This window comes from Cupriavidus sp. DF5525, from assembly GCF_040149425.2.
In the GTDB taxonomy this organism is placed as follows: domain Bacteria; phylum Pseudomonadota; class Gammaproteobacteria; order Burkholderiales; family Burkholderiaceae; genus Cupriavidus; species Cupriavidus pickettii_A.
Genome location: NZ_CP168267.1, coordinates 218,314 through 244,786, shown reverse-complemented (window position 1 = coordinate 244,786; position 26,473 = coordinate 218,314). Strand labels below are relative to the sequence as shown.

21 protein-coding genes and 2 pseudogenes are annotated in these 26,473 nt (G+C 62.5%); 10 read left to right on the top strand and 13 right to left on the bottom strand.

The window, feature by feature from the left end:
* Window positions 1–72 precede the first annotated feature (72 nt).
* On the top strand, window positions 73–1,953 hold the full coding sequence (locus ABNX08_RS35480; RefSeq protein WP_349608223.1) for an FAD-binding protein: 1,881 nt from the start codon (window positions 73–75) through the stop codon (window positions 1,951–1,953).
* A 468-nt stretch (window positions 1,954–2,421) separates the two neighbouring features.
* Here the strand turns inward: ABNX08_RS35480 and ABNX08_RS35475 are convergent, their stop codons facing one another.
* From ABNX08_RS35475 to ABNX08_RS35460, 4 genes are all read right to left on the bottom strand, one after another.
* A complete protein-coding gene (locus ABNX08_RS35475; protein ID WP_349608225.1) occupies window positions 2,422–4,026 on the bottom strand; it encodes a GMC family oxidoreductase in 1,605 nt (534 codons plus the stop codon).
* Window positions 4,027–4,034: 8 nt separating this feature from the next.
* Entirely contained in the window at window positions 4,035–5,882 is a 1,848-nt protein-coding gene (locus ABNX08_RS35470) for a preprotein translocase subunit YajC (protein ID WP_349608227.1), read from the bottom strand.
* Window positions 5,883–6,104: 222 nt separating this feature from the next.
* Window positions 6,105–6,569, bottom strand: a complete 465-nt coding sequence (locus ABNX08_RS35465) for a (2Fe-2S)-binding protein (RefSeq protein ID WP_349608229.1) — start codon at window positions 6,567–6,569, stop codon at window positions 6,105–6,107.
* Window positions 6,538–8,862: a molybdopterin cofactor-binding domain-containing protein gene (locus ABNX08_RS35460; protein WP_349608231.1), complete on the bottom strand. Its 2,325-nt coding sequence runs from the start codon at window positions 8,860–8,862 to the stop codon at window positions 6,538–6,540. Before ABNX08_RS35460 ends, ABNX08_RS35465 begins: the two co-directional genes overlap by 32 nt.
* A gap of 499 nt (window positions 8,863–9,361) precedes the next feature.
* Between ABNX08_RS35460 and ABNX08_RS35455 the strand changes: the two genes are divergently transcribed.
* Window positions 9,362–10,585, top strand: coding sequence for a GGDEF domain-containing protein (locus tag ABNX08_RS35455; protein WP_349608233.1), 1,224 nt, complete (start codon window positions 9,362–9,364; stop codon window positions 10,583–10,585).
* Between the two features lie 54 nt (window positions 10,586–10,639).
* On the opposite strand, the gene ABNX08_RS35450 is transcribed toward ABNX08_RS35455, so the two are convergent.
* Window positions 10,640–10,825 (bottom strand): nucleotidyl transferase AbiEii/AbiGii toxin family protein, encoded by a 186-nt coding sequence (locus tag ABNX08_RS35450; RefSeq protein ID WP_374063784.1) that lies wholly within the window; start codon window positions 10,823–10,825, stop codon window positions 10,640–10,642.
* A gap of 1,109 nt (window positions 10,826–11,934) precedes the next feature.
* Here ABNX08_RS35450 and ABNX08_RS35445 point away from each other — a divergent pair.
* A complete protein-coding gene (locus ABNX08_RS35445; RefSeq protein ID WP_349608235.1) occupies window positions 11,935–13,026 on the top strand; it encodes a hypothetical protein in 1,092 nt (363 codons plus the stop codon).
* Between the two features lie 121 nt (window positions 13,027–13,147).
* Here ABNX08_RS35445 and ABNX08_RS35440 read toward each other — a convergent pair whose 3' ends face one another.
* The 3 genes from ABNX08_RS35440 to ABNX08_RS35430 form a co-directional block, all read right to left on the bottom strand.
* Entirely contained in the window at window positions 13,148–14,467 is a 1,320-nt protein-coding gene (locus tag ABNX08_RS35440) for a cytochrome c peroxidase (protein WP_349608237.1), read from the bottom strand.
* Window positions 14,468–14,493: 26 nt separating this feature from the next.
* Window positions 14,494–14,937, bottom strand: coding sequence for a FixH family protein (locus tag ABNX08_RS35435; RefSeq protein ID WP_349608239.1), 444 nt, complete (start codon window positions 14,935–14,937; stop codon window positions 14,494–14,496).
* A gap of 113 nt (window positions 14,938–15,050) precedes the next feature.
* Window positions 15,051–15,422: a DUF3703 domain-containing protein gene (locus ABNX08_RS35430; protein ID WP_349608241.1), complete on the bottom strand. Its 372-nt coding sequence runs from the start codon at window positions 15,420–15,422 to the stop codon at window positions 15,051–15,053.
* A 92-nt stretch (window positions 15,423–15,514) separates the two neighbouring features.
* On the opposite strand from ABNX08_RS35430, the gene ABNX08_RS35425 reads away from it, so the two are divergent.
* A complete protein-coding gene (locus ABNX08_RS35425) occupies window positions 15,515–16,348 on the top strand; it encodes an AraC family transcriptional regulator (RefSeq protein ID WP_349608243.1) in 834 nt (277 codons plus the stop codon).
* 422 nt (window positions 16,349–16,770) lie between these two features.
* Here ABNX08_RS35425 and ABNX08_RS35420 read toward each other — a convergent pair whose 3' ends face one another.
* Window positions 16,771–17,679 carry a LysR family transcriptional regulator gene (locus ABNX08_RS35420; RefSeq protein ID WP_022540054.1) on the bottom strand — a complete coding sequence of 303 codons (909 nt, stop codon included), beginning with the start codon at window positions 17,677–17,679 and terminating at the stop codon, window positions 16,771–16,773.
* Between the two features lie 155 nt (window positions 17,680–17,834).
* On the opposite strand from ABNX08_RS35420, the gene ABNX08_RS35415 reads away from it, so the two are divergent.
* From ABNX08_RS35415 to ABNX08_RS35405, 3 genes are all read left to right on the top strand, one after another.
* A complete protein-coding gene (locus ABNX08_RS35415) occupies window positions 17,835–19,016 on the top strand; it encodes a M20 aminoacylase family protein (RefSeq protein ID WP_349608245.1) in 1,182 nt (393 codons plus the stop codon).
* A 22-nt stretch (window positions 19,017–19,038) separates the two neighbouring features.
* Window positions 19,039–20,049, top strand: a complete 1,011-nt coding sequence (locus ABNX08_RS35410; RefSeq protein WP_349608247.1) for a tripartite tricarboxylate transporter substrate binding protein — start codon at window positions 19,039–19,041, stop codon at window positions 20,047–20,049.
* Window positions 20,050–20,565: 516 nt separating this feature from the next.
* Entirely contained in the window at window positions 20,566–20,859 is a 294-nt protein-coding gene (locus tag ABNX08_RS35405) for a hypothetical protein (protein WP_349608249.1), read from the top strand.
* Here ABNX08_RS35405 and ABNX08_RS35400 read toward each other — a convergent pair.
* Window positions 20,840–21,580: a FadR/GntR family transcriptional regulator gene (locus ABNX08_RS35400; protein ID WP_041682279.1), complete on the bottom strand. Its 741-nt coding sequence runs from the start codon at window positions 21,578–21,580 to the stop codon at window positions 20,840–20,842. The genes ABNX08_RS35405 and ABNX08_RS35400 overlap by 20 nt on opposite strands.
* A 297-nt stretch (window positions 21,581–21,877) precedes the next feature.
* On the opposite strand from ABNX08_RS35400, the gene uxuA reads away from it, so the two are divergent.
* Complete coding sequence (uxuA, locus tag ABNX08_RS35395) at window positions 21,878–22,918, top strand: mannonate dehydratase (RefSeq protein ID WP_349608254.1); 1,041 nt, start codon at window positions 21,878–21,880, stop codon at window positions 22,916–22,918.
* 50 nt (window positions 22,919–22,968) lie between these two features.
* Window positions 22,969–23,988 carry a tripartite tricarboxylate transporter substrate binding protein gene (locus tag ABNX08_RS35390; protein ID WP_022540048.1) on the top strand — a complete coding sequence of 340 codons (1,020 nt, stop codon included), beginning with the start codon at window positions 22,969–22,971 and terminating at the stop codon, window positions 23,986–23,988.
* 417 nt (window positions 23,989–24,405) lie between these two features.
* Here ABNX08_RS35390 and ABNX08_RS35385 read toward each other — a convergent pair.
* A pseudogene (locus ABNX08_RS35385) lies at window positions 24,406–24,699 on the bottom strand (winged helix-turn-helix transcriptional regulator); the annotation flags it as partial.
* A pseudogene (locus ABNX08_RS35380) lies at window positions 24,696–25,196 on the bottom strand (helix-turn-helix domain-containing protein); the annotation flags it as partial. The pseudogenes ABNX08_RS35380 and ABNX08_RS35385, both read right to left, overlap by 4 nt.
* A gap of 48 nt (window positions 25,197–25,244) precedes the next feature.
* Between ABNX08_RS35380 and ABNX08_RS35375 the strand changes: the two are divergent.
* Window positions 25,245–25,559 carry a LexA family transcriptional regulator gene (locus ABNX08_RS35375; protein WP_022540044.1) on the top strand — a complete coding sequence of 105 codons (315 nt, stop codon included), beginning with the start codon at window positions 25,245–25,247 and terminating at the stop codon, window positions 25,557–25,559.
* A 148-nt stretch (window positions 25,560–25,707) separates the two neighbouring features.
* On the opposite strand, the gene ABNX08_RS35370 is transcribed toward ABNX08_RS35375, so the two are convergent.
* Window positions 25,708–26,160, bottom strand: coding sequence for a zinc-finger-containing protein (locus tag ABNX08_RS35370; protein ID WP_022540043.1), 453 nt, complete (start codon window positions 26,158–26,160; stop codon window positions 25,708–25,710).
* Between the last annotated feature and the right edge of the window lie 313 nt (window positions 26,161–26,473).

The window sequence follows — 26,473 nt, the reverse complement described above, 5'->3', positions numbered from 1 at the left end:
GCGCCGGGCCTCCCCTGGCCCGATGGTCAAGTTCCCAAACCACAGCGTACCTGAATCGCCGGAGAAACTGCCATGAGACAAGTCAATAGAATCGGTTGCCTTAACAATGGCATTTTTAAGATGAACTTTTCGATTCAATGGTTTGATTCGAAAGGGAGTTGGCATACTTCCGACTGGAATAGTGGGAACTTCGACAACGGCCTGTACAAGGTCAGTCCTCCGCTTGCGTCGATCGGCGTCCCGGCGGATGCGATAGGGGTGGCGCCTTACGTTTCCGCGGTTCTGGGAAAAAGTATCCGGGGAACCCCCTTGGTGCAAGCGGCGAATAACGATAGGCTAGCCACTTACGAAGTCACGGGCACGACCTTGGACTTCAGTGTTCAGCCCCTGCCGTGGAAGAACTGGGCGCAGAACATCGTCCATGCGATGACGATCGATGGCGAATACTACTTCTCCCCGACGAGCCGAGCTGAACTGCAAGACATCGTACGCGAGGCCATGCAGGCCGGCGCGACGGTGCGCGTTTCCGGCCAGCGGCACGCACAGCCGCCGCTGGTCGCCGATGACAATCGCCTCGCCCCCACGCCCCAGCAGTGGCTGATCGACCTTTCCTGCTACAAGGACCTGGGTGCCGGCGGCAGTCAGTCCATCGTGCTGCAGCCATCGGCCGGTACGGTCACGGTGAATGCCGGCGTCCGCGAGGACGAACTGGATGCGTCCCTCACCGCCAACAATATGATGCTCAAGACGGTTACCGCCGGCGGTTTCTTCAGCCTTGGCGGCATGACGGCGGTCGACGTGCACGGCGCGACAATCAACGCGCCGATCTTCGCGGAAACGGTCTCGGCGTTCGACATCATGGGTCCGGATGGCGAGCTGAAGACCATCGACGCACGGACTCCGGCAGTGGATGGTTGGTCGCCCTTGCAGTTCGCCCGCGTCTCGCTCGGTGCGCTGGGCGTCGTCACCTCGGTCACCGTGGATGTGATGCCACGCCCATGGGCCACGACGCTGCGTTCGGGCAAGAACAACCAGATTACCTGTGCCGACGAGACGACCTTCATCGCCCAGTTCAAGCCACTGCTCACGAGCCATGACCGCGTAGAATCCTTCTTCAACCCGTACAGCAACAACTTCCTCGTCCTGTGGTGGGACGTGGACGCGTCCCCACCGACCAAGACGCCGAACCTGACCCCAAGCGTGCCAGATGCGTGCACCCTGGCGGGAGAGGATATCTTCGGCGCTCCCTATCTGATACCGATGGAGCCCATCATCGAGCCTCCCCTGATCGCGGCGCAGTATGCCGGCATCACCACTGCTGCAAGCACGATCATCGATACGGGATACCTGACGGTGGAAACGCTCTTCGATCAGGCAGCGGCGGTCTACTCCGACCTATGGCTGACTAAGGCGTCCCGCGTCATCTTCATGTCCTATTTTGTCGAACTGCCGGCGCTCGACGACGCGGGACTGGGCAAGGCCTGGCAGGGCCTGAATGCGGTGATGGATCGTCTCCAGCGATCCACCGACTTCCTGGTGGTCGCACCGATGGAATTCCGCTTCGTCCGCGGCGGCGACACCGCATTGGCTGGAACCTACACCGAAGCCCCCGATGCGACCTTCGTCAATCTGGACCTGATCGGGTACGTGCCGGCCGTCGCGGCGTCCGAGTACCCCGACCGCTTGCTCCATTTTTTCGCCGACATCGAGCGTGCCTGGGTTGCCCTGGGAGGAATGCCCCACACCGGCAAGATGTTCGGCTTCTACGACCCGGGCCAAGCTGCCGGAACGTTCTCCCCACCATTCAACCCGGCCTTCCTGAAGGATCTCGCCCAGCGCCGCAGCGCGCGAACCAAGGCCTTTGACGCCTACCGCCGAAGCTGCGATCCGGCGGGTATTTTCCACAACAGCTTCGTGGCGGCGCTGCTGGGAGGCACGACGCTATCACGCTGACCTCCCGCTCCTGCCAGAAAGGGGAGATGGCTTCGGGCCAGCCTGTGCGGCACCAGGGCCCGAAGCCAGCCAAACCCAAGGCTCGTGCGGACCGCTTGCCGGTGGTCGCGCATCAGTCCGGCTTGATGCGAAAACTGGCGGTTTGGCTCTAACAATCCATGCCGATCAATGACTTGCAAGATGCTCGACGCAGACAATGGCGGTGACCACGTAGCCTTTGCTGCAAACGGCTCGCCAGTCGGCTACCGCCAGATTTCGCAACAAAAATACCATGACCCCAAATAGCGAGCGAAAGACCAGCCAATGGTGCCCCTTGCATGCCAGGCGCGGTCTCCCGCTCTGCAGGGCGTGCGCCGTCCGTTGCAAGATAGCCGGCCACAGCGTGCCGGGCTGAAGGTGTCGATGGTGCATGGTTGGCCTTCACTCCCACTCAAGCATAGAGCGGCCGGGCGGTGACGGGGCCGAGAGTTAATCTTGCTCGCGCAAGAGCATGGCCACGTTACGCTCCGCGAGCGCGGCGATGGTACGCGAAGGGTTCAGGCCGAGCGGACGCGGGACGATCGCACCGTCCATGACATACAGTCCTTTGTAGCCAAATGCCCTGCCCCATGCATCGACGACTCCGTCCGCGGCGGAGGTGCCCATGTTGCAGCCTCCCAGCGGGTGCGGTGTGATCAGGTTGTGCCATCGTCGCCAGGTGAGCGGCACCCACGGATCCCCGCCAGTTGCTTCCGAGAGCTGCGTATGCGCTGCAATCATGGCCTCGATGACGGCCACCGATGCCTGATAGGACCAGTCGAGCCGCAGCACACGACGCCACGGTGCGTACCACGTGCGGCCCAGCCTCAACTGGCCATCGCCCGGGTCCACGCCTTGCCCGAACCAGGGCATCATTCGCTCAATCGGATCGCCGTCGTCAAACAGTCCTCCGACCTCCTTCCAAACAGCGCGCAGCTTGCGGGAACGCGCTTTCTTCAAGTGGCGTCGAATGAAGTTGCCTGCGAGGTTCGGGATTCCACCGTCCTCCACGAAGAGCGCCTGTCCGTTCGGGCCGCTGTGGTCTAGCAGGTCGATCGCGGCGGAGATGGTCACGCCATGAGAAGGGGAGACCGTCCTGTCGTCATAGAAGGCTGGCGTCACGAAGTCGCCATTGTGGGCCCAGCCAAATCCCAACCGAGGTGAAAGCCGGGGCAGAGTGCGATGCTCATCCCGACAGCGCAGCAGAAGCTCGGTGCTGCCGATAGAGCCGGCGGCCAGGATCACCCTGGCGGCCGTGACTTCGCCGGGGCTCGTCGTTCGGTCTTCCGGGTCGATTTTCCTGAAGCATACCCGCCAGCCCTGCTGCAGCGGCTCGAGCCTGTCCACCAGGTGCAATGGACGAATCTCGGCGCCATTGTCTTCAGCCACCGCCAGGTAATTCAGGTCCAGCGTATTCCTGGCCGATACCTGGCACCCAACGTCGCAGTTGCCGCAATGGACACAAGTGCCCTGCCACCTGCCATGCTGATTCAGGAATTTCTCGGAATGACGGTCATCGCGGGCGTCTTGCCGTGTGGGGTCCCAATGCTCGGAAAATGACACTGCAAGCGGCAGTTTGCGGAAGCGCCCGCCCCATCCGCATGCTTCCGCCCCCTCGCGCAATAGCCGGGCCCGCTCGCTCAACTGGTTATCCGGAACTTCGCTCACTGCGAGCATGCGCCCGACCTGCTCGTAGTGGGGCTGCAGGTCGGCATAGGTAACCTCTTTCGGCCAGCCGTGCTCGAAGGCTTCCGGCTTGGCTTCCACGGAAACGTTGGCGTAGATCAGCGAGCCGCCACCGACACCGGCCCCGGCGATGACCCATACATCAGAGAATGTCCGGATATCGGCCCACCCATTGAAGCGATGTGCGCGCTCCTGGTTCCACAACCACGCGTCACTCTCGTCGCGCGGATAGGTCGCCGGGCTCCAGCGCCGGCCGCGCTCCAGCACCAGCACTTTGCGGCCGGCCTTCGCGAGCCTGCAGGCCGAGACCGCACCACCGAAGCCGCTGCCAATGACGACGACATCGTAGGCAAGCGCATCACTCATCATGACGCTCCCTATCGTTGGATGATGATTGCCTGCTCCTCAATCATCTGCACCGCCTCCGGCGGCGATACCTGACCGTCTGCCGGGACGAACCGCGGGCCGGCTGCGCCGGGCAGGGCCCGTACGCGCCAGGTGTTGTTGATCTTCGCCAGTCGCCTGACGCCCTCACCTAGCTTCCAATGTCGGCAAACCTTCTCCAGCTTGAGCGGGTAGATCGTCAATTGCGCTCCGTCGAACCGCATCCGCAGGAAGCACTTGTGATCGGCGATGCGCTGGGAGGAGAACACCTCCTCGGGGTGCAGACGCCACAAGGCGTTGCCCAATACCATCCACACGCCAAACAGCAGGCCGCCGAGGGCCCCACCCAGCAGCATGGCCTCAACGAGGAACACCAGGATGTTTGGCGGATTTTCCGCGCCAAAGCCTTGGATGTTGAGGCGCGTGATGAGCCATAGCAGCGCGACAGCCAGTGCCAGGTGCAGCAGCCCGTGCAATGCGCCGACAACGCACGCCAGCCGGACGCCGCGCCTGACATCTCTGGTCGACAGCGCAGCACTACAAAAGACAATGGTCGCTGCGAACACCACTGACGCCGGACTGTGCGCCATGACCCGGAACAGTTCGTGATAAACCTCGCCGATATTCCCGAATGTCACTTCGAGGCCGGCCAGTTTTTGCACGAAGCTGCGGTAATCGCGCCCTGGCACGGATACCAGGCTCGCGCTTTGAATGATCCAAACGAACAGCAAGTACAGGATCGCCAGCAGCGCACAGAACGAGAGGTTGCGCGCAGGCAGTTGCCACGCGCGATTGCGCAATTTCCGGGAGATCGCCTTTTCCGGATACGCGGACTTCAACTCGTAGGACTGTTTAGCCGGGCCCACGACGATAGGCCTCGGTGGATCTGGCAGCAGATGCGTGCCGTGAAGAAATGCGCCGCCACCTCCGCAGGTGATGCGATGCGGCCCCGCCGTACCCGCTCGTGGCACGTAGTGCGCGTAATGGTGCGAGTTGCCGGCCAGCACAAGTGCGAGCCGATCGCCCAGCATCCCCTCGATCTCGCTCAGGCTTCGAAAGCGCGGCGTCTTGGTCTCGATCGAAGGCGCGGTCCGCCGTTCCCCACGGCGCACGCGCTCCATCTCGTCAACCCAACTCGCCTCGGGCGCGCACAATACCACGCGGTCACCGCGCTGCAACGCCGTGCACATCTTCTGGAAGTACTCGCGCTGCGGCCGGTCAATTTCCGACTCCAGTTGCAAATCCAGGCCCCAGATCCACCAGCCGCCGGGCAACTGCAAGGCATAGTAGCCCGTGCGCTGGTGCGTCTCCCAGCCGCCCACGGGCTTGCCACTGCAGAACAGCCGGGCGAAGCCGCGCAAGCCATCGTACCAGTCGTGATTTCCGGGCGTGGCGACCATCCACGGCGCATCCGGCAACTTGATCGGTTGGCCGCTGTATTCGGGGCGCGCGGCCTCGACTGGCGCAGGGAGCGCCGCACGAAAAGGATCGACGAAGCGAGTCCGATAGCCATCATGGGCAGGCGTCGGATACACCTGGTCGCCGCCCAGCAACAGCACTTTTGACCGCGGCAACGTCACGCCTTGCTCGCGTAGCGTCACCTCGTGACTGACGCACAACGCCATGGAGTATGTCGAGTCCCAACCGTCGCCTGTGTCGGCCAGATAGTCGACCCAGACACCGCCGTGCTCGTCAGCCGGTACCGGGAGCGGTGGATTTGGATTCAGTGTGGTGAGTGCAGCTTGCACCATGCGCTGGTCTGCAAAGGCGCCGACTGCCATCGCCACGGCAACGCGCATGGCGGTGAACGGAAGCTGTAGCGGGCTCAGCCAGTTCACCATGGATCTTTGGGTGTAGAGCTCCACGCGCCCGATTGCAGCAGACGCGGCAGGGATCGTCGCGGAGCCGGCAGCATGGGCCGCGGGTTGCGACCCGCCTGGATATGGCGATTCTGGCGCAGACCCGGAATGCTTCATCGCCTTCCCCCTAAGACTTCCAGCTCGTCAACATATGACTGGGGCACGTGCGCATGTCGGCGCGATGCCGGCCATTTCCAATGCCCCTCACCCCCTCAACATCCCCACCGCTTCCGCAATCGCCCGCCTGATCCGCGTATACGTGCCGCACCGGCAGATCACGCAGCTCATCTGGTCGACGATCTCCGTCTCCTTCGGATTCCGTGTGCGCTTGAGCAGCGCGCTCGCCGCCATCAGTTGCGCGCTCTGGCAGTAGCCACACTGCACGACCTCGTGCTTCAGCCAGGCCGTCCGCAGGGCGCTTGCCTCGGGGCCGTCGAGTCCTTCGATGGTGACGATCTTCTTTCCATCCATCTCGCTCGCCTGGTGCTGGCACGACAGCAGCATCTTGCCGTTGACATGCACCGCGCAGGCACCACACACCCCCACGCCGCACCCGAACTTGGTGCCCGTCAGCTTCAGCTCGCAGCGCAGCACCCACAACAGCGGCGTGCAGCCGTCAGAGCGGATTTCGATGCTCTTACCGTTGACACTGATCTGATTGTTTGACATCGCAGGCTCCGGAAGGCGGCAGGGTTTTCAGCAGCGGCAGGTCGCGCAAGCGCTCGCCGGTGGCATTGAACAAGGCGTTCGCCACCGCCGGCGCGATGGGCGGCGTGGTGGACTCGCCCACGCCCTGTGGCGGGCGCATCGAAGGCATCACCTGCACCTGGATGTCCGGGCAGTCTCGCAGGCGGATGGCCGGAAAGGCGGTGTAGTAGTCCTCCTGCACCTTGCCTCGCTCCAGCGTGATCTTCTGCCACAGCGCCGCCGACAGCCCGAACACGATACCGCCCTCTACCTGCTGCTCGATCAGGGTCGGGTTGACCGGCATGCCGCAATCGATGGCGCAGAAGACGCGATCCACGCGGACCTGCCCCGCGTTGTCCACCGACACCTCGGCCACCTGCGCCACCACACTGCCGAACGACTCGTGCAGGGCCACGCCGCGCCCCACCTTCACCATGCCAGGCTTCTTGCGCAAAGGCTGGCCCCAGGCCGACATACTTCTTACCTGCTCCAGCACCGCGCGCTGGCGATCATCCTTGAGCAGGCTCATGCGGTAGTCGAGCGGGTCCACCCCGACCGTCACCGCCAGCTCGTCGACGAAGCTCTCCATGAAGAAGGCGTGGTGCGAGTGCCCCACCGAGCGCCAGTAGCCCACGGGGATGGCGAGGTCCACGGTCTGGTGGCCAACCCACATGTCTGGCCAGTCATAAGCCTGGTCGAAGGCGCCTTCCACCGTGGACTTGTCCAGCCGCGACACAAAGATGTCGGGCAGGCCGAAATTGCGTTTCGCGGTGCTCTCCAGCACTGACTGGCTGGCCGAGATATTGCGCACGGCAATGACCTTGCGGTTCCCGTCAAGCCACGCCTCAAAGCGCGACACGCTGGCCGGACGGTAGAAGTCATGCCGCATGTCCTCGGGGCGCGACCAGATTGTCTGCACCGGCGCGCCCTTGCGCTTCGCGGCGATGGCGGCCGCCTGGCAAATGAAGTCGACTTCGAGCCGGCGCCCGAATGCACCGCCGATGGATTGCTGGCGTAGTTCGACCTTACCGGCGTCCAGGTTGAGCGTCTTCGCTACACAGCGACGAGCCAGCCCGGGCATCTGCGTGGCGGCCCACACGATGGCGCGGTCCTCCTGGACCAGTACCGTGCAGTTGACCGGCTCCAGCGCGGCGTGAGCGAGATATGGCGCCGAGTACAAGACCTGGATGGCGGGCTTGCCCTGCTTCATGGCTCGCCCGTCACCATGCTCGTACCAGACGCGCGGGTTGGAGGCGTCGAGCGCCTTCACCAGCGTGTCGCGGATACCGGCACTCGACAGGTTCTGCGCCTCCCCGGCGTCCCACTTGCACTGGACCTTTTCCACCGCCTGCATGGCAATCCACGCATCGCTGGCGATCACCGCCACCCCGCCGCTGCCGCCCGGGAACGGAGGCAGCGCGACGAGGTCGAGCACGCCGGGCAACTTCTTCACGTCGTCGGGGGGGAATCCCTGCAGCTTGCCGCCCAGCGCCGGACACATCTGCACGCTGGCGTAAACCATCGCGTCCGCTACCACGTCGATACCGAAGCTGGCCGTGCCGTGGAGCTTGGCAGGGGAATCAAGGCGCGCCGTGCGGGTGCCGATGAGCCTGAAGCTGGCCGGGTCCTTCAGTTCGACCTTGCGTGGCAAACCCTCGCGCGCGGCTGCCGCGGCCAGTTCGCCGAAGGTGGCACTGCGTCCCGACGGGTGCACCACCTTGCCGCCCTGCGCGCGGCATTCCTCGGCCTTGACGTCCCACTGCTTCGCCGCTGCCGCGCACAGCATCATGCGGGCTGCGGCGCCGGCCTCGCGCATCGGATTCCACAGGTCCCTGATGCTTGTAGAGCCGCCGGTGAACATCATACCAACCTCGCGCACACCCTTGCGCGTAAACCATTCCGCGGCGTGTCTGGGCCACCCTTTATCGTCCGGCCGGAACGGCAAGTTGGCGACCACGCCCTCGATGTTGTTGTACAGGTTGTCGACGGGAGACGGCTCGACGCGGATCTGCGACCAGTCGGCCTCCATCTCCTCGGCCAGCAGCATCGCCGCGCCGGTATGCACGCCCTGCCCCATCTCGGCCTTGTTCATCACCACCGTGACGGTGTTGTCGGACGCCACCTTGACCCAGCCGTTCAGCGCGAATTGCCCGTCGCGCACTGCCAGCGGCTCGCCGCCCACCAGGCGCTGGCGCGGCGGCAGCCAAGCCCATCCAATCACCAGCACACCGGCGGCGCCCGCACCGCCGAGCAGGAAAGCTCTGCGCGTCAACATGGCAAGACTGGCGGATCGATCATCATAGGAAGCCCCCGTGCCGCCGATGGCATGGCCTATATTAGGTCGGGAAGTGCCGCAGCGCGAATGCGAACACGTGGTTGGCGCTATCTTGCAACAGCCGATATGGCCATGCTGTCCTGATGCCGCCCTGCAGGCGCAGGCCGAGCTGGTCCGTGACGGGTGCCCGCGTTCCGGCAAATCCTTGAGTTGGCACGCCACTCGATCCATCGATCGATTTTTCTAGTCAAATCAGCCGCTTAGCGGAGCTGCGCCGGATTCTTTCGCGAATCCTGGCGAGCCCCGTTTGACCATTGCAGGCAATCTGCCTCGAACTGCTGAACTGCTCTGCGACTTAGGAAGTCCCGGTTCCTCCGTTACAAATAGAACGCGTTCAGACGTAGAATCGCTGCCGCTGGCTTGCGGCAAGGGGCATGAGTCGCTTGCGAAGGCATACCGATTCGACTGCAGCACACCCAAGTGCGACACAGGCACCCGCATGAATGCCGATTTAATGATCTCCCTGGATATCAGCACCAGCTATTTCTTTGCCTTCGCTTCCCATGGGCTGCTGGCGGGCATCCTGGCAAGCTGCTGGCGGGCCGGTCGAGCCGACAAGGGGCTTGGCTGGTGGATCTTCGATGGTTTGCAGCTTTCAATCGCATCGCTGCTGCTGCTCTCATGGGGCACGCTGCCACCGTGGCTCATCCTGGCGGGATCCAATTTGCTGATTTTCTGCAATGTCCCCACGATAGAAACCGGCTTGCGGGTGTTTCGACGCGAATCGATCTGGCCCGGGCTGGCCTTGCGTTGGGTCATCTCCGGGCTGATCTTCCTGGCCTGGATCGTCACCTGGACTGACGGATGGACCTACGCCCAGCGCGTCATCGGGTTTTCCGCTGCATTTCTTATACAGATCACACTCTTCCTGGCATATGTGCTGAGCCTGCGAGGTCCCGGACTTCGCATGGTTCAGGGACTGCTGCTTTTCGCAATCTTCCTGGTCGGCGCCGCGCTCTTCGGCCGCATGGCCTATGTGCTGCGCCATATGGATACGGTGATCTCCTGGCAGCAGGACACGTGGCTACCCCTACAAACGTTCACCGCGGTGTTCGCCGCCTTCCTACGTACCTGCGGCGTGCTCTATTTAATCCAGAGTCGCAACGAGCAGCGCCTGCGCGCGGCCAATCAGGATATTGAACGGCGGGCGAATTTCGACCTGCAAACGGGCGTCATGTCCCGATCGTATTTCGAGATTCAGGCCCCGAAAGCCGTCGCAGAGGCCGCCAGCGCGAACAGGGCAATGACTTTCCTGCTATTGGACGTGGACGACTTCAAGGCTATCAACGACACGTTCGGTCACCTCCAGGGCGACAACGTGCTGGCAAGCATCGGCCAGGTCCTGCGGCACAACACACGCGGGAGCGATCTGGTCGGGCGCCTTGGCGGAGATGAGTTTGCGATCGTGCTGCGCAATGTGGACGGCAGCGACGCCATTGAACTGGCCGAGCGAATCCGCATTCAGGCTGAATCGATCCGCATGCCTGACGGCAGTGGTGTGTCCGTGAGTATCGGCCTTTGCGGATTGCCGCCGGCACGGGATTTCGAAACTGCGTATCGCTTTGCCGACGGGGCACTCTATGCGGCCAAGCAGGCGGGGCGTGGTCGCGTCGTATTGCACGATGTTTCGCATGAGGTAGCGGAGCCTCTTGTCGTCGCTTAGCGCCCCCCCTGGTAATCGGCACACGACCAGATAGCAGTCAGAAGCCGAACTTGCTCAGCGCCATACCGGCCCTTGCTCGACATAGTCGCTCGTGATGCTTTCCGCGGCCTCGCTCAAACGCGGCGTCACGAACCCCAAGTATTGCGGATCCGGTACAAAGAGGTCGATATCACGTGAAAAGCGATGGCGGTACCGGAGCATCAGGAGTTCCCCTGCTGTGAGTTCTCCCGTGTAGCTCACGTTGGCACCAGAACTTGTGCAATTTGCGGGCGATACTCCGACGGCACCTCGCCAGTGGCCAGGGCGCGCTCGAGGACCGTCCCTCCCCCGAAGGGATGAGGCGCCGCTGCTTCCTGATGTCGGCCGGATTCCGTTGCCGCTTCGCCGCCACCCATGTTCCGGCTGTTTTCCAGTGACATATTCGACACACGACTCGGTCGAAGCCGGCTGCCCACCTAGGCGAACCCGGACGGGACGATTTTCAGACAAGCTTTTTGCCATTTCTCTTGATGCGGAAGCGACGGCAGTGGGCACCGCATCTCCTTTCCAGCACCAGGAGAAATCGCAAATGCACAGGATCTGCGGCACGCGTTTACTCAAATGGGCGGATTTTCGCGCTCCAACCGAGTGAGGCCAGGCTGAGTGTCCTACAGTCGGCCCTTCTCTCTCCCACTCGCCGGAGAGGCGGGCGTCTCACCCACCGACCTTTATCGCCGACTTCAACGCGCGCTTTACCAAGGTACCGCGCAGCGGCTTCGATGGGTACCGGCCCCTGCGCGGCGACGAGGTCCAAACGGCAACGCTTGATTAATCGGCTGGATCGGGAGCGCGCCGTCGCGGAGGCAACCGCCCACCCTGTCGCGTACGCCAACGCTGGACGAACTCCAGCGGCCGGGTCAGTGCCACATTCACAACCAAGGCGACACCATCTCTGTCGGCCCGGGAGTTGCCGTTTCGCCGTTGAAACACACTTATTGGGACAGCGGTGTAGACACTCCGGCGGATGCCGATTCAATCATTGTCGGCCAGCATTGAATGCGCGGGGCAGGTGTTTTCGCCTCGCATTTACTACCCTTGGGAACCCCCTGGCGCCGAGGGTTCCTTTTTTGTTATTTGATACGGGACAGCCACCTGAATGATGCCTTGGTACCCTTTCCGCTTTAGCTCACTTCCAGACGAAGGGGATTGTCGTGTCATCAGCTGACGCTCGGGGACGGTGCGGCGGCCAACAACACATATCAGGTCTGTGTCAAGCCTCTCTCCTGCCTGCGGCGCCGCAACTGGGGCGCGGGAGATAGCACTAGCAAGCGCCAATGTTCAGTGCGACGCGACTGCATACGAGGTGAACCATGAAGACCGTACCCGACCTTTCCAGAGATCTCCTGGAGACCGTTGTGGCCGTGGCTGAGGTATCTCATGGCCACAAACACCTGATTACAGCGCTGCGTAGGTCCGCTGGCCTGGATACGGTTCGGCTAGGAAACGAACGAAATGGATCTTCCCGCATGGCCGAGCACACCCTGGTGCTCGCGCCCGATGGTAGGTCACTCGGCCGGTACAGCGACTGGATCGATGGAGAACTGACTACAGCCAACGGCGATTGGCGCGCCGTCTGGAACAAGCACAAAGGGTCGACTCTGCGTCTGACGGGCGCCGACATCGTCATGATCCGCCTCATAGCGCCCTACGGTGAGGGATCCGCCGCATTCCTGCAATTGGTGATCAGACAAATCCGGATGAAGGTCGAACGGCCATTATTTTCTGATTCCAATTGGAATGTGCCTGCCAGCGAAGGTGATCTGCGCCGGCTCGATCGCTGCGCGGGCTATCCCTTCAGCGATCCTGCCCCGTACGGTGACCCGCTATATGCGTTGGACAGCGTGGCAAACTTGGCAGACGTGCTGAGGCTAGAGGCAAGACTCCATGATGCAAGGAAGCGCGCGGTGGAGCAGAAGGTGCTGCGCATCAAGGATATGGAATCCGGTGAAGTTCGCCTTTCCGGCATGTTTGAAAAGTTTCCGGAGTTGCGGCGCAACAAGTCACGGCTGGCCCGGTTCTTCGCCGACTGGGACCGATCAAGTGCCGGACGTAGCGGTGCCGAATTATCCAGCCACTGGGTGTTCGAGATCTCCGACTACATGAACCCGGAAACCGGTGAGCGGAATCTAAGCGTGATTCCGGCCTGGACGACGACCAAGCGGCTGCCCAGGATTGAGCACAAAGGCAGCAGAACTGTGTTTGGTCTCTGGGATGAGCTGCTTCGCTTCGACGTGAAGGCTGGCCATCCGTTCGCGTGGTTTTTTTTCATGCTCCAAGGGAACCGACTTAGCGCCTGGATCGGCGATCCAATCCTAAAGGCCGCGGAGGACGGTCGAATTGTGATGCCAGAGTGGGACTACCAGGTGCTGAAGGAGTGGGCGACGGTTCCCTATGGGTTCTGATATTTTCCAAACTTGACCCAACAACGGCCGCAGCGCCCCCTCGATTGCTCCGGCAACACCGAACCGCGAGCAGTCGATGTTCTCCAGTGCAACGCGGTTGAAATGACTGAGCTCTCGCTTCTTATCGAGAAGGACGCTCCATGATGGGACCCGATAGGGTTCGCAGGAACGCGACAACGTCTCGCATCTCCTGCTCCGTCAAGCGGACCCTCTTGCCGCCCTTGGCCAACTCGGAGTGGCCAACAGCCGCTGCTGGCGAACGTACGTAGTGCGTCACTACCTCGTCCAGGGTCGCGAGTTGGCCCGCGTGCATGTACGGAGCCCGTAGCGCTACGTTGCGCAAGCCAGGAGTCTTGAAGGCGCCTTCCAAGTCCGGTTCGTCGGTCGCCATGAAGCTCAGCTCCTGGCAGACTTGCGGCAGCGCGTCGCTGTAGCGGCTCAGGCAATTGAACTCGTCCGCCAGAACCTTGGCTGTGGCAGGAGCGCGGCCGCGGTCTGGGCGTGCTGGCTCTCTGGTCGGGACGCCCGTGTTGTGGAAGGCCTGGTCGGTCAGGAGCGGGCCGTTGTGGCACGTCGCGCATTGAGCCTTGCCGATAAACAGACGAAGGCCGTTGACCTCCTGGCTCGATAACGTTTGCTGGCCCGTGCGGTCACCTATGAGAACCGCTTCAACATATCGGTCGAAGCGGGACTCGCCGTAGGTCACTGTCCGCTCGTATGCCGCGATGGCCTTCCCGAGGTTGGCGAAGACGCGGTTGACAGCATCGCGTTGCTCGCTTGTCAGCCGAAACCAGGCCTGCTTCTCGGTTGCGCTGCCAAGCGGACTCGCGTCGGCAGGCAGGTCCTGCAGGTTCGGGAGGGCGCCGAACAGCGACTCATACTCCCGCTGGTAGTGCGTTAGCACGACCCGGGCGAACTGGACGCGGTTGCCGCCGTGCTCGACGCCATCCTCCAACGGGCCCAACGCTTGAGACCACTGGCTGTCCTTGCGGCCGTCCCAGAACAGGAACGGGCTGTACGCCGTCGCCGCGACTGGCATGGTGCGGCGCTTTCCGACTCCGATGCCCTTTCCAACGGGCAGGTCGTCCTGGAACTGGCGGTCAGGCGCATGGCAGCTGGCGCACGACACCGCGCCGTTGCGAGACAGGCGTGCATCCGCGAACAACCGCTTGCCGAGCGCGATCGCTTCTGGCTTATCTGCCACGGCGTTCGACGGGTCGGGCGGCGGAGCCGGAAGCTTCTTCAGGCTCATCGAGGCTAAGACCGCCCGTTCCTCCTTCGACCACGAGTCAAGGTCCGGGGCGCCGGCAGCTCGTCCGAAGCCGATGAGCAAGGGAAGCACCGCCAAGGCCACGAACACAGCAGCCAGCGCGCCCGCCAGCCTTCTGCACTCGCTCGCCCGCCAGGACCCAGGTAGCCTGGATTTGTGAAGCTGGCTCATGAAACTGTCGCCTTGAACCAAGACACTTAGCGCTGAATTCCGGAGTCGTCGACGATGACGTTAAACGCGGCTCCGTCGGTCACATCATCGGCCTGAATTGCCAGACGCATATCCCACCAGCCGGTCATGCTGAACTTCATGCCCTCGAGCGCGTAGACGCCAGGCGCTACCTCGCGAGTGATGCGGGGCTTGGTAGGAAAGCCGTGGCCGTGCTGCGGCATGCCCCCGTCGAAGCCAATGGTGGCTCGCGACACGGGTCTCCCATCGAGTGTCCCCAAGTGCACCTGCCAAGCGTGCATCTGATTTACAGCGGGGCCCGAAACCGGGGGGACCATGCGCACCATGAACTTGCCTCCCGAGCTAGGATGCTGCAGCGAAAGGTCAAGGTTCGCTGGTGGGGTGCCGCAGGCGGCGGTGAGAAAGGTGAACGCGATTGTGACGAGCGCAGTGGGGGCGGACAGTCTGAACATGGTTGAATCCTTTGTAGCAACGATGGTGCAGGTAAAGCCCGGGTGCCGCGATGAGGCACCTGACGAGGCTGTTGTGAGTTGGGTGGCGTCTTTGACGGCTGAGCCGTGTGTCGCTAGGGCACTGCGCGGGCGGCGTCGATGAGGCGCTGCAGGTCTGCCGGAACCGGCATGGCCTTGAAGCCGCTGACGTTGGCGCCGCCGGTATTTCCGATGGGCAGCCAACCCAGCCAGGTAGTCAGCACAGCGGCGAGGGTTCGCCAGGCTTGGCCGAAGGCTTCGCCCGCAATGTTCTGGCGAAGCGCCCAGCGGAACATCGCCCAGTGTGTGCGGACGTGTTCCCCAGTGGATTCCTGCCCAAGGATGTGGGCGCGCTCGAGGTGAGTGAACGCCGCGCCTGGCTCGTCCCGCGCTTCGTGCGCCGCGGCGGCGTCGAGTTCTGCCTGGACATAGGGGCGAATTCGAATGGCGAAGGCAGAGCGGTTCATCGTGCGTCTCAAGATTGCTAGTATGAGAGCGATTGTCGGGGCCGCGGACGGAAGGAACTTGAACGAAACGGCTGAGTTGAGGAGGTAGCGTCGTGGCTGCAATACATGGGGATTCGGTACAACCGTCTATCGGGCGCGGTCGTTTCTCGGCCGTCACGTCCACGGGCCGCGTCTACTTCTGGCAAGGCGGCAGCCTCTGGATAGGTGAAGGTCAGGGCAGAACGCAGTGGCATGAGCACCATGCCCATCAACTGGTCGTAGCGTTGAAAGGTAGGTTCCGCTTCCGCACCGAAGCCGACGGTGCCTGGACTGACTACGAAGGTGCCATCGTCCCCAGTGAATGCACGCACCAGTTCGAAGTTGATGGCGCCGCCACCATGGCACACCTGTTCGTGGAACCCGAAAGCAGGGCCGGGCGCGCGCTCACAGCACGCTTCGGTTCCAATGCCGTCCTTGAACTTCCGGCCGAAAGTGCCCGCGCGGCTGCCAAATTGCTGGTCGAAGCCTTACAGTCGAGACGGCTGGCCGAGGACATGGTCGAGGCTGCATCGTTGGCCATCGCAGAGTTGTGTGGGACCGCGACTAGACCTGACAAGGGCAAAGACTTGGACCCGCGTCTTAGCCGGGCCCTGGAATATATCCGCGCAAACATACGGAAACCCCTCACACTGAGTGACGTAGCCTCAGCGGTCGCCCTGTCGGAAAGTCGTTTTCGGCATATGTTCGTGGCCGAGACAGGTAGCTCCTTCAGAGCGTACCTTCTATGGCTGCGCATCAATCTGGCAATCGAGGCGGCCATGTCCGGCGCATCCTGGACGGACGCCGCGCATGAGGCAGGATTTGCGGATTCGGCTCATCTTACTCGGACGCATAAGCGCATGTTCGGCATTGAACCGACAGCGCTGCGCCCTCAACCGCCAGGATAAGGTGATGGAATGCCGACGCTTCAAGTTGCGCCGACGATGGCCGAGTCTATTGGTGTGCTAGCGACAGCTTCACATAACTCCCTTGCTCGACATAGTCGCCCGTGATCCTCTGCGCGGCCTCGCTCAAACCCGGCGTCACAAACCCCAGGTATTGCGAATCCGGTACAAAACGGTCGATATCCTGTGAAAAGCGATGGCGGTGCCGGAGTAGTCAGGACCGTCCCGCCCCCGAAGGTCCAGAACAGCTCGACGATCTTGCCTCCTGGCGATTAATTGCATTTTCTCCAGACCTGTGGCGCAGTGCGATGCTGCCCCCCGAGGGGCGCCACGCAAGCTTGAAGCCGCTCCTGCGCAACCATGACGGCTAGAGGCCGGAATGTTGCATCTCGAGCAACATTCGACATTGCCGGCTGTTGCTGACCTCACACCAGCGGAAAGGCCTTGATCACATGACGCAGCATGCTGTCCGCCACCGGTGACAGGGGCCGCCCGGCGCGGGTGATGACGTGACTGCGGCTGTTGTTGAGAATGGGATTGGCCAGCGGCAGCGAAACCAGCTGTTTGAACTGGGGCCCCTTCAGCGGCACCGAGCGCGGCGTCATGATGTAGCCCAGCCCCATCGCCGCAAATTCCCATAGCACCTTGAACGAGTTGGTGACGAGCATCTGCTTCAGCGTGATGTGCTCTTCCAGCTCCGCCGCCTGGATATGCTTGCGCACGCCGAAAGATTCCGCCAGGGCCGCACCCTGATGCGGCGCCAGGTCGGCCAGCGTCAGCGCGCGTCGCCGGCGCGCCAGCGGATGGTCCTTGCGTACATGCACGCGGATGGGCGACAGCCGAGAGTAGTGCGAACGCAGGCGCACGTCATTGGGCGGCTGGAAGACGAAACCGATATGCGCCTGATCTTCCAGGATCTGCCGGACCGTCTCGTCGGTGCCTGCCACCTGGATGCTGTAGGTCACGTCGGGGTGCTTATGCAAGAAGCCTTGCAGCACAGGCTCGAGCACCAGGTCGACAAAGCCCTCGCCAAAGACCAGTTCCACATGGCCACGCTGCGCGTTCTTCAGGTTATTGACCTCGGCCAGGAAGGTTTCGTTCAGGTCCTGCTGGCGCCGGGCAAACAGGGCCAACAGACGCCCCGCATCGGTAGCCACCACGCCCCGGCCCCGCCGCTCCAGCAAGGTCAGGCCGGTATCCTGCTCCAGCTTGGCCACGGCGCGGCTCACCACCGAAGGGTCCAATTCCAGCACCTCAGCCGCACCGCGCACCGTACCGGTTTCAATGATCTGCAACAGGCAAAGCGCCCGTCGCCGGTCCAGCACATCGTCCATGTCTTCCTCCTATTTCTTGCACCGGCGTCCATGAGTGAAGCGCCGCGCAGTTTCCGTAATGTTGTCATTTATACAACGTTTCACGCCAATCATTGTCATGGATGCAGCAAGCGCCCGCGTGGAAAATGAGGGAAGGAATACGCCCCGAGATAACCATGACCCAGTCCCTACTCGCCGACCTCCGGCATTCCGTCCACGCCATCTCGCCAGAGTTCGTCGAAATCCGCAGGAGAATCCATGCGCATCCAGAGCTGGCGTTCGAGGAACGTCAAACCAGCGACCTGGTCGCCGAGCAGTTGGCGGCATGGGGCTACCGGGTGCATCGCGGCCTGGGCACGACCGGCGTGGTGGGCTCGCTCCGGAAGGGGCAAGGGAGCAAGGCACTAGGCATCCGAGCCGACATGGACGCGCTGCCCATCCATGAGAAGACCGGTCTGCACTATGCCAGCACCATCGCGGGAAAGATGCACGCGTGCGGCCATGACGGCCACACGGCCATCCTGCTGTGCGCAGCCAGGTATCTGGCCGAGTCGGTGGATTTCAACGGCACGCTGAATTTGATTTTCCAGCCGGCCGAGGAGAACGAAGGCGGCGCGCTGCGCATGCTGGAGGACGGCTTGTTCGAGCGATTCCCCTGCGACGAGGTCTACGCGCTGCACAATTCCCCCGGCCTGCCCGTTGGCCAGATTGGGGTCATCTCCGGGCCGGCCATGGCCTCGTTCGACCGCGCCACGGTCACGCTGCGCGGCCGCGGCGCCCATGGCGCGATGCCGCATCACGGCATCGATCCCATGCAATGCGCGGCCAGCATCGTGATGGGCCTGCAATCCATCGTCAGCCGCGAGATCGACGCGCTCAGGTCGGCTGTCATTACGGTAGGCTCGATCCAGGCCGGCGCCACCTACAACGTCGTGCCCGAAAGCGCGCTGATCAAGATCGGCGTGCGCACGCTCGACCCAAAGGTGCGCACGCTGGTCGAAGAGCGCATCGGGGAGTTCGTGGCCGCGCAGGCGCAGAGCTTCCGGCTGGAGGCCGAGGTCGTCTACGAACGCAAGTACCCGGTGCTGGTCAACCATGCCGAGCAGACCGAGTACGCGCGCCAAGCCGCCATCCGTCTACTCGGCGTCGAAAACGTCGTGGAGCGCCCACCGGTGATGGGCAGCGAGGATTTCGCTTACATGCTGGAGCACCGGCCCGGCGCCTACATCCGGCTCGGCAACGGCCTGGGCGAGGATGGCGGCTGCATGGTGCACAACCCCTTGTACGACTTTAACGACAAGGCACTGCCTGTGGGCGCCGCCTTCTGGGCCCACCTGGCGCAAAGCTACCTGGTTTGAACAACGATTAGAGGGGACATCCATGCCTTCACTGAACCGCCGCCGCTTCCTGCAATACGCCGGCCTTGCCGCCGGCAGCTCCGCGCTCGCCAGCCTGCCGGCGCTTGCCGCAGAGAGCTTCCCCACCAAACCCTTGTCGCTGGTGGTGCCCTACCCTGCCGGCGGGGCCAGCGACACCTCCGCTCGCATCTTCGGGGAATCCATCAGCAAGAGCGTCAGGCAGCAGGTGATCGTCGAGAACTACGGTGGCGGCACCGGCCTGATCGGCGCCAACAAGGTGCTCGGCGCAGCAGCCGATGGCTACACCTTCTTCCACGGCTCGATCAACGAGGTCTTCCTCGCCCCCATGCTCAATCCGGCGGCGCGCTACAAGCCACAGGACTTCATACTGGCCGCGCCCATCAGCGATGCCAACATCGTGCTGCTGGTCAGGAACGGCATAGCCGCCGACACGCTGGACAAATTCCTCGACTATGCCAGGCAGAGCAAGGGCAAGCCGCTGACCTATGCCACAGTGGGCATCGACTCGATCTATCATCTGATGGGCGATGCGCTTGGCGCGCGCATCGGCACACCCTTCCTGCACGTGCCCTACAAAGGTGGCGCGCCGGCACTGCAGGGCCTTGCCGGTGGCGAAGTGGACTTTGCCATCCTGCCCTACCAGTCCAGCTTCGAGGCCATGCAGCAACAGGGCCGACTAAGAATACTGACCTGCTTCTCCAGGACACTACCCCCAGCCCTTCAGCACATCCCGCGGATCACGCAGAGCCGGCAGGTACCTGACTTCGAATACGCAATCAGCGGCGGCTACTTCGTCAAGCACGGCACGCCCGCGGACCGGCTGGCAGTGCTGCGCAAGGCGATCGGCGAAGCGCTGAACAAGCCCGAGATCCGCGCGAAGCTGGAATCAGAGGGGCGTACCGTGGCACAGCCGATCGACAGCCAGGCGCAGGCGAGCCAGGTGTTCGACCTGTACATGGGGCGCGTCACGCAACTGATCCGGAGCGTGGGGCGCAAGACCAATGCCGCCTGAAAAACTGTCGCGACAGGAATCGATCAGCATTCGTCCGGTATGATGAATGCGCCACACCACGCCACACCACGCTTCCAATGGGAGCTACGCCGACGACCTGCGCGACCCATTGGAGGCCAGTTCAGGGTGGCGGCGTGGACTGGATCCGACCGACGAAACGCGCATGCTGCTGACAGCCCAGCCCGGGGTCAACCTTTTGCAAATCTCCGCCGTTTCCCCATTGGAACGTAACGGGATTCCTTGGGGGCGGACGCACATACTGCGCTGCATCAGGACTAGTACATTAGCGTCGCATGCAGCCACCCGCTTTCCCCGCTTTCCGCTGTTGCTATTACGCCAAGGGGTACGCAGGGACGCCCCTTTGTGGCATAGAGTTAAAGTGCTTTCTCAAGAGTTTGCTGCGATGCGACGTGCACCATGAAACACATCACATTGCAGCGGTGCACTCCGGTGATTCTGCAGCTACCGAGCCACAGGGGCGCTGCAAGCATAAAGAGCCGGGTAATGGAGGGGGAAATGAAAAGCACGAACGAGCGGTCACTGCGTTTCCAGGTCGAAAAGTGGCTCGCACCGGGCTCCACGACGTCGGTCCACGTAGTGGAATTTAGCCGCACCCAATCAGGCCGGCGACGTTACGTATACGTTGAGACCTCGCAACCGGGCAGTTTGCGCGCACTATTCTTCTTTCGACACGATGACGGCTGCTGGCGCGTGTTTCCGCCTGCCGTCGATAAGCTACCAATGAGCGCTGAGTCTGATCTGGTGAGCGGCAGACAGCACGAACTATGGATCAGCGCCAAGCCTGAGTGAACTCGCTGATCACCCGCTCCAGGTGGGTTCGCATGGCTGCACGCGCCGCCACGCCGTCACGGGCCATCACAGCGGCGAAGATCCGTTGGTGGTCCTCTTGCGACGCGACCCGCAGTTCCGCGGTGTGAAAGTGTTCCTCGATCTTGTCCCATAAGGGATCGCTGCGCGCGCTGTCCCACAGCGCAGTGACCATATGCAGCAAGACCTTGTTGCCGGTGGATTCTGCAAGGCAAAGGTGGAATTGGCGGTCTGCTGCCTCATTGGCTTGCTTGTCGTGCATATGCTCGCGCATGAGGCTCAGCGCCGAGAACATCCGGTCAAGGTCGCTGTCCTTGCGTTCGCTTGCCGCCAATCCGGCTATTTCTGACTCGATCAACACCCGGGCACGCAGCGTTTCGATCGGGCCCGGCCGCCAAGGCAGTTCGAACGGGTCAGGAGCGGGCGCAGCCGCTGCCGCGCATACGTAAATGCCCGAGCCGACGCGCACCTCTACCACTCCCTGGACCTCGAGCGCAATGATTGCCTCACGCACCAATGTGCGGCTCACGCTGAATCGCTCGGCCAGGTTGCGTTCGGACGGAAGCCTCGTGCCCGCAGAAAACTCCCCGGATGCGATCAGTGCATGCACTTGACCGGCCAGGCTCAGGTAGGAGCGATCGCTGGCACCAGGCGAATTCTCAATCTTCGGAGGTGGTGCAAGCTCGCTTGTGGTGTTTCGCATCGTGGGGGCGGCGGTAGCCGCACATTTCGTAACCGTTGGCCACCCGCGCGAGAACATATCGGGACTCGTGTCGCAGGCTGGTGCTATGGCGGTCGGCTGGCTTGGCCGCGCAGTGCCTGATGTGCCCCATGGTAAACCATGAGGGCAAAATTGGGCAACCGGTTCATAATTGGTGAACCAGTGTGGTTCACCACTGGCACTCACGCTCGGCATGTTGTCGATCGTCTCCTCGGAACGCAAAGCGGGTCGCTTGAGCCGCCCTTCCTTCATCAACAGAGTCGACCCAAGGAAGCCCCCATGAAGATGTCCTTCCGCTGGTACGGAACGTCCGACCCGATCAGTCTTGAGTACATCCGGCAGATCCCCGGCATGACCCACATCGTGTCTGCCATCTACGACGAACCCGTCGGTGAGGTATGGCCACTGGACAAGATCCTGGCGCTCAAGTCCACCATCGAGGCGGCAGGCTCGCAGTTCAAAGTAGTCGAATCGGTCCCGGTCCATGAAGACATCAAGCTCGGCAAGCCGACGCGCGAGCGATTAATCGCCAATTACCAGCAGAACATCCGGAACCTGGCCGCCGCCGGCATCGAAGTCATCTGCTACAACTTCATGCCGGTGTTCGATTGGACCCGCACGGAACTGTCCAAAAAGCTCGATGACGGCTCGACCTGCCTGGCGTTCAGCACCAGGGAAGTCGAACAGATAGACGTCAGCCAAGGCATCGCCCTGCCCGGCTGGGATTCCAGCTACCAGCCCGACCAGTTGCAGGCGCTCCTGGGCGAATATCGCGGGATCGACGAAGACAGGCTCTGGGAGCATCTGGAGCATTTCCTGCGCGCGGTCATTCCGGTTGCGCAGGAGTGCGGGATCAAGATGGCCATCCATCCGGATGATCCGCCGCGCCCCATCTTCGGGCTGCCGCGCATCGTCAAGAACCGAGACGATCTGGCGCGCATCCTCAAGATCGTCGACACGCCGGAGAACGGCCTGACGTTGTGCTCAGGCTCGCTCGGCGCCGGCCCGCAGAATAACGTCGAGGCGCTGGTGCGTGAGTTCGGCGGCATCGGACGCATCCACTTCGCCCACATCCGCAACGTCAAGGTCACCCCGGAAGGCGATTTTGAAGAAACCGCCCACTTGTCGAGCTGCGGTTCGCTGGACATCGCAGCGATCGTCAAGGCGTACCATGACGTCGGCTTCCAGGGCTATTTTCGCCCCGATCACGGCCGCATGATCTGGGGCGAGACCGGCAAGCCAGGTTATGGCCTCTATGACCGCGCACTGGGTGCGGTCTACATCAACGGGCTGTGGGAAGCGATGGAGAAGATGGCCTGAAGAGCCGTGAGACTGCAGCCCTGTCTAAAAAACATAATTGGAGACCTGTCATGGAAATCATCAAGAACTCTCTCGCGACTTCGCGCCGTTCAGCGCTAATCCTGGGCCTCGCTGCGCTCGGTCTTGGCGCGTTGACAGCGACGGCCGCCTGGGCACAGACCACCTGGCCGACCAAGCCGGTTACCCTGTTGGTTGGATTCCCGCCCGGGGGGCAGACCGACTTCGCAGGACGTGCCTTGCTCAATGGCTTACAGAGCTCGCTCGGCCAGCCCGTAGTGATCGACAACAAGGCCGGCGTGAACGGCAACATCGCATCGGTAGAGGTAATGCGAGCGCCGCCAGACGGCAACAAGCTGCTGGTGGGCAACGGCTCGATGACGATCATGCCGCACGTCTACACCAAGCTCGGCATCGTCGACCCGCAGAAGCTGACGCCGATCGGCGTGCTGCTGCAGTCCCCGCTGGTCCTTGTCGTGCCTGCCAGCTCGCCCATCAAGACCTACGCGCAATTCGTCGAGGAGGTCAAGGCGCGGGACAAGGCGGGCAAGACCGTTGACTACGGATCGGGTGGCACCGGTGCGTTGCCGCATGTCACGATGGAACTGCTGCGCGAGCGCATGGGCGGCCCGAAAATGAACCATGTGCCTTACAAGGGCAGCAGCCCGGCGATGATCGACCTGATGGCTGGACGCCTGGATGCGATGTTCGATGCGACTTCGGTCGTCGCGCCTTTCATCAAGTCGGGCCAGCTGCGGCCGCTGATGGTCACCGGAGCAAAGCGCGTGGCGATGATCCCGGATGTGCCGACGGCCACCGAGAGCGGCATCAAGGACTTCACCATCATCTCCTTCATTGGCCTGTATGGGCCGCCTGGCCTGAGCCCTGACATCGTCAAGAAAGCCAACAGCGCCATGAATTCGGCGCTGAAGGATCCAAACGTCGTCAAGGGCATCGTCGACCGCGGTGACGAGCCGGGCGGAGGCACGCCGGAGCAGCTCGGAACCCTGACCCGCACCCACTACAAGATGTGGGGCGACGTAGTGAAGGCAAACAACATCACGGCCGATTGAGGCAGCGCAGGCCGCTCACGGTGACCCTACTGGTCGATGCCGCGCGGGTCGCCAGCCCTGCCGCGGCGCTGAGCACGCAAGGCTACGGCGCGGTCGATCCACTGCCTCGGCGGACTCAGGTCGAGGCAGTGATTGCGTCGATGATCGCAACGTAGTGGCAGTAGCGAGGCAAGGGCTGCCAACAGGTGTGAACTGAGTCGATGTCCTCGAACCACTCCAGGGCTTGAGGATAGTACTGCTTGAGTGCGTTGATCAGTCGGTTAGCAAACCGGGTCTTGTCTCCGACCTGTTCACGACGCTGTTCAATGGTCTTGCCGCGTGCGCTCGTGGCGAGTGGATGTTGCCATCAATGACGATCCTTCATCCGTCGCAGCCGTGAACCGATGAGCGGGCATCAAGCCTGACAGCCGTTCGTCATCACGGCTTGCGCACTTCGGCTTCGCCCGGCGCAAGCACGCCGCCGTCATCCGTTCGGGGCAGCATGGAAGGCACCGCCTTGCCGGTGCGCTTCTCCACCAACTGAGAGTGCCGCTCGCCGCGCTTGAACAAATAGCGTTCACCCCATTGCCGCAGCGCCACCACGATGGGGAACAGGCTTTCCCCCTTTGCTGTCAGCACATATTCCTGATATGCACTGCCATCCGATGCGGGTCGGGTGGTCAGGACACCGGCCTCCACCAGCCGGCGCAGACGGTCGGCCAGGACGCCACGTCTTCCATGCGTGCAACGTACTCCGCGTCGATCTTGGGAATGCACCACATGTCCTTGCGCCAGGGCTTCAGATCGTTCTCGGCCAGGCGCCGGCGTACCGTCTCGCGCGATAGCTCTTCGTGCTCGGTCAGTTTGACGAGCGTGTCGGCGAGCAATTCCAGCGTCCAGCGCGCACGTCCCGGTGGCGGGTTGGTGCAGGCGGTGGCAATCAGCAGGGCCTCCTCCTTGCCGCTGAGCTTGCGCTGCGCCCCGGGTCGAGGCTGTTCGTTCAGCGCCGCTTCCAGACCCATCTCCACGAAGCGGCGCTTGGTGCGGTACACCGTGGATTCGCCAACCGCCACGGTGGCTGCAATGCTCGCGTCATCCTGGCCTGCATGCGCTGCAAGGAGGATTTGCGCTCGCTTGAGCTTGCGTGCCGCATGCTTGCCGCCGCTTAGCATGGCAGCAAGCGCCTCACGCTCGGATTGGTCGAGCTCGACTCGATAGCGTAAATTCATTCGGATGGCCTCCTTCTGGGGGGCCTCCTTCGACTGCGGGGGTTCCGAATGAATCAGAAATCGCTTCCATTGTCTGGCGAGCGCTCAGCCTGTCCGAGCTTCACCGACAAGCAAGGTCAGTATCTCGCCTTCATATGGGCCTACAGCTTGATAAACGGCCGCTCTCCGGCCGAGCGCGACATGCAGCGCTTCTTCGCCGTCACGGCTCCTTCCGTCCATCAAATGGTGCTCAACCTCGAACGCAATGGATTGATCCGCCGCCAAGCAGGCATCGCTCGCACCATCGAACTGCTCGTTGACCACAACTGCTTGCCTGTCTTACAACCCAGCCAAACTGTCATAACCTCTGTGCAGCGGTACTAGCCGTTTCATCGCAAGGCGAATCTGTATAGATCAAGGAATCGCTTGTTGGCGCGTAAGAGGGGGTTGCGCGTACTCAATGCCGCAGTCTTCACCAGGCGTGGCCGTGCTGACGCCGGAGGCCATAGAGAGACCAATCCGAGCCATTTGGTTAGGAAGCCGGCGGATCGCGCCGGCGAGACGCCCGGAAGTCCGCGATGTAACGGATCGCCTGCTCGCATTGTTCGAGCGACAGCGCATGGATGCTCGGGGTTTCGACCTCCAAACCTAACGATGCAATCACCCATTTCATTGCTTTGCCGCGGGCCTCGAAGGCATTCACACCATCGCGCCGCATTTTTGCGGCTACCAGCGGCTCGAGCGCATCGTGCAGGCGGCTTTTCGCATCACGCAACGCGGCGTTGGCCAACCGCCCAAGCGGCACATGGCGCTTGCTACGTGCCCGGACCCCTATCCATGCCTCACACGGCGAACAAAGCCACACAGGACCATAGTCTTCGAGATAGGGATACGCTTCATCGCCTGCGATAGCGAGACGCGCCTTGGCACCGCAGTAGTCGCAACTGGGCTGAGGAGCAGCGGGGACGGGGCGACCAATTCGCATCTAATGACGTTCAGGGACGGGACAAGGGACGCGAGCGATTCTACGGTACTGGAACAAGGGCACCCCCCATTGACGAGGGTCGTCAGCGAAAGGCACCCGCTGGCGAGAACATAGAAATGCACCGGAGCGACCAAATCAGTGCCATCCCGGTGCCGATAACCGGACGCGACACGGCGGAATCGTAGGCATCGCGGCGATATCGGCATGCCGATTCACGACAATGCGTCACTCTGCAAGAGTTCGCGTAAGGGTTTATACTTACGCCCGTCTCCTCCCTTTCTCCTAAAGGGTCCATGCCCGCTCTCTGAGCGGG

Coding starts and splice junctions, on each gene's coding strand:
- ABNX08_RS35420 (WP_022540054.1), bottom strand. CDS start 17,679: ATGGACGATGTGCTGGACCGGCGACGGGCGCTTTGCCTGTTGCAGATC.
- ABNX08_RS35445 (WP_349608235.1), top strand. CDS start 11,935: ATGAAGACCGTACCCGACCTTTCCAGAGATCTCCTGGAGACCGTTGTG.
- ABNX08_RS35415 (WP_349608245.1), top strand. CDS start 17,835: ATGACCCAGTCCCTACTCGCCGACCTCCGGCATTCCGTCCACGCCATC.
- ABNX08_RS35435 (WP_349608239.1), bottom strand. CDS start 14,937: ATGTTCAGACTGTCCGCCCCCACTGCGCTCGTCACAATCGCGTTCACC.
- ABNX08_RS35370 (WP_022540043.1), bottom strand. CDS start 26,160: ATGCGAATTGGTCGCCCCGTCCCCGCTGCTCCTCAGCCCAGTTGCGAC.
- ABNX08_RS35430 (WP_349608241.1), bottom strand. CDS start 15,422: ATGAACCGCTCTGCCTTCGCCATTCGAATTCGCCCCTATGTCCAGGCA.
- uxuA (WP_349608254.1), top strand. CDS start 21,878: ATGAAGATGTCCTTCCGCTGGTACGGAACGTCCGACCCGATCAGTCTT.
- ABNX08_RS35400 (WP_041682279.1), bottom strand. CDS start 21,580: ATGCGAAACACCACAAGCGAGCTTGCACCACCTCCGAAGATTGAGAAT.
- ABNX08_RS35480 (WP_349608223.1), top strand. CDS start 73: ATGAGACAAGTCAATAGAATCGGTTGCCTTAACAATGGCATTTTTAAG.
- ABNX08_RS35390 (WP_022540048.1), top strand. CDS start 22,969: ATGGAAATCATCAAGAACTCTCTCGCGACTTCGCGCCGTTCAGCGCTA.
- ABNX08_RS35470 (WP_349608227.1), bottom strand. CDS start 5,882: ATGGTGAACTGGCTGAGCCCGCTACAGCTTCCGTTCACCGCCATGCGC.
- ABNX08_RS35410 (WP_349608247.1), top strand. CDS start 19,039: ATGCCTTCACTGAACCGCCGCCGCTTCCTGCAATACGCCGGCCTTGCC.
- ABNX08_RS35460 (WP_349608231.1), bottom strand. CDS start 8,862: ATGTTGACGCGCAGAGCTTTCCTGCTCGGCGGTGCGGGCGCCGCCGGT.
- ABNX08_RS35440 (WP_349608237.1), bottom strand. CDS start 14,467: ATGAGCCAGCTTCACAAATCCAGGCTACCTGGGTCCTGGCGGGCGAGC.
- ABNX08_RS35375 (WP_022540044.1), top strand. CDS start 25,245: ATGAATCAGAAATCGCTTCCATTGTCTGGCGAGCGCTCAGCCTGTCCG.
- ABNX08_RS35455 (WP_349608233.1), top strand. CDS start 9,362: ATGAATGCCGATTTAATGATCTCCCTGGATATCAGCACCAGCTATTTC.
- ABNX08_RS35405 (WP_349608249.1), top strand. CDS start 20,566: ATGAAAAGCACGAACGAGCGGTCACTGCGTTTCCAGGTCGAAAAGTGG.
- ABNX08_RS35475 (WP_349608225.1), bottom strand. CDS start 4,026: ATGATGAGTGATGCGCTTGCCTACGATGTCGTCGTCATTGGCAGCGGC.
- ABNX08_RS35465 (WP_349608229.1), bottom strand. CDS start 6,569: ATGTCAAACAATCAGATCAGTGTCAACGGTAAGAGCATCGAAATCCGC.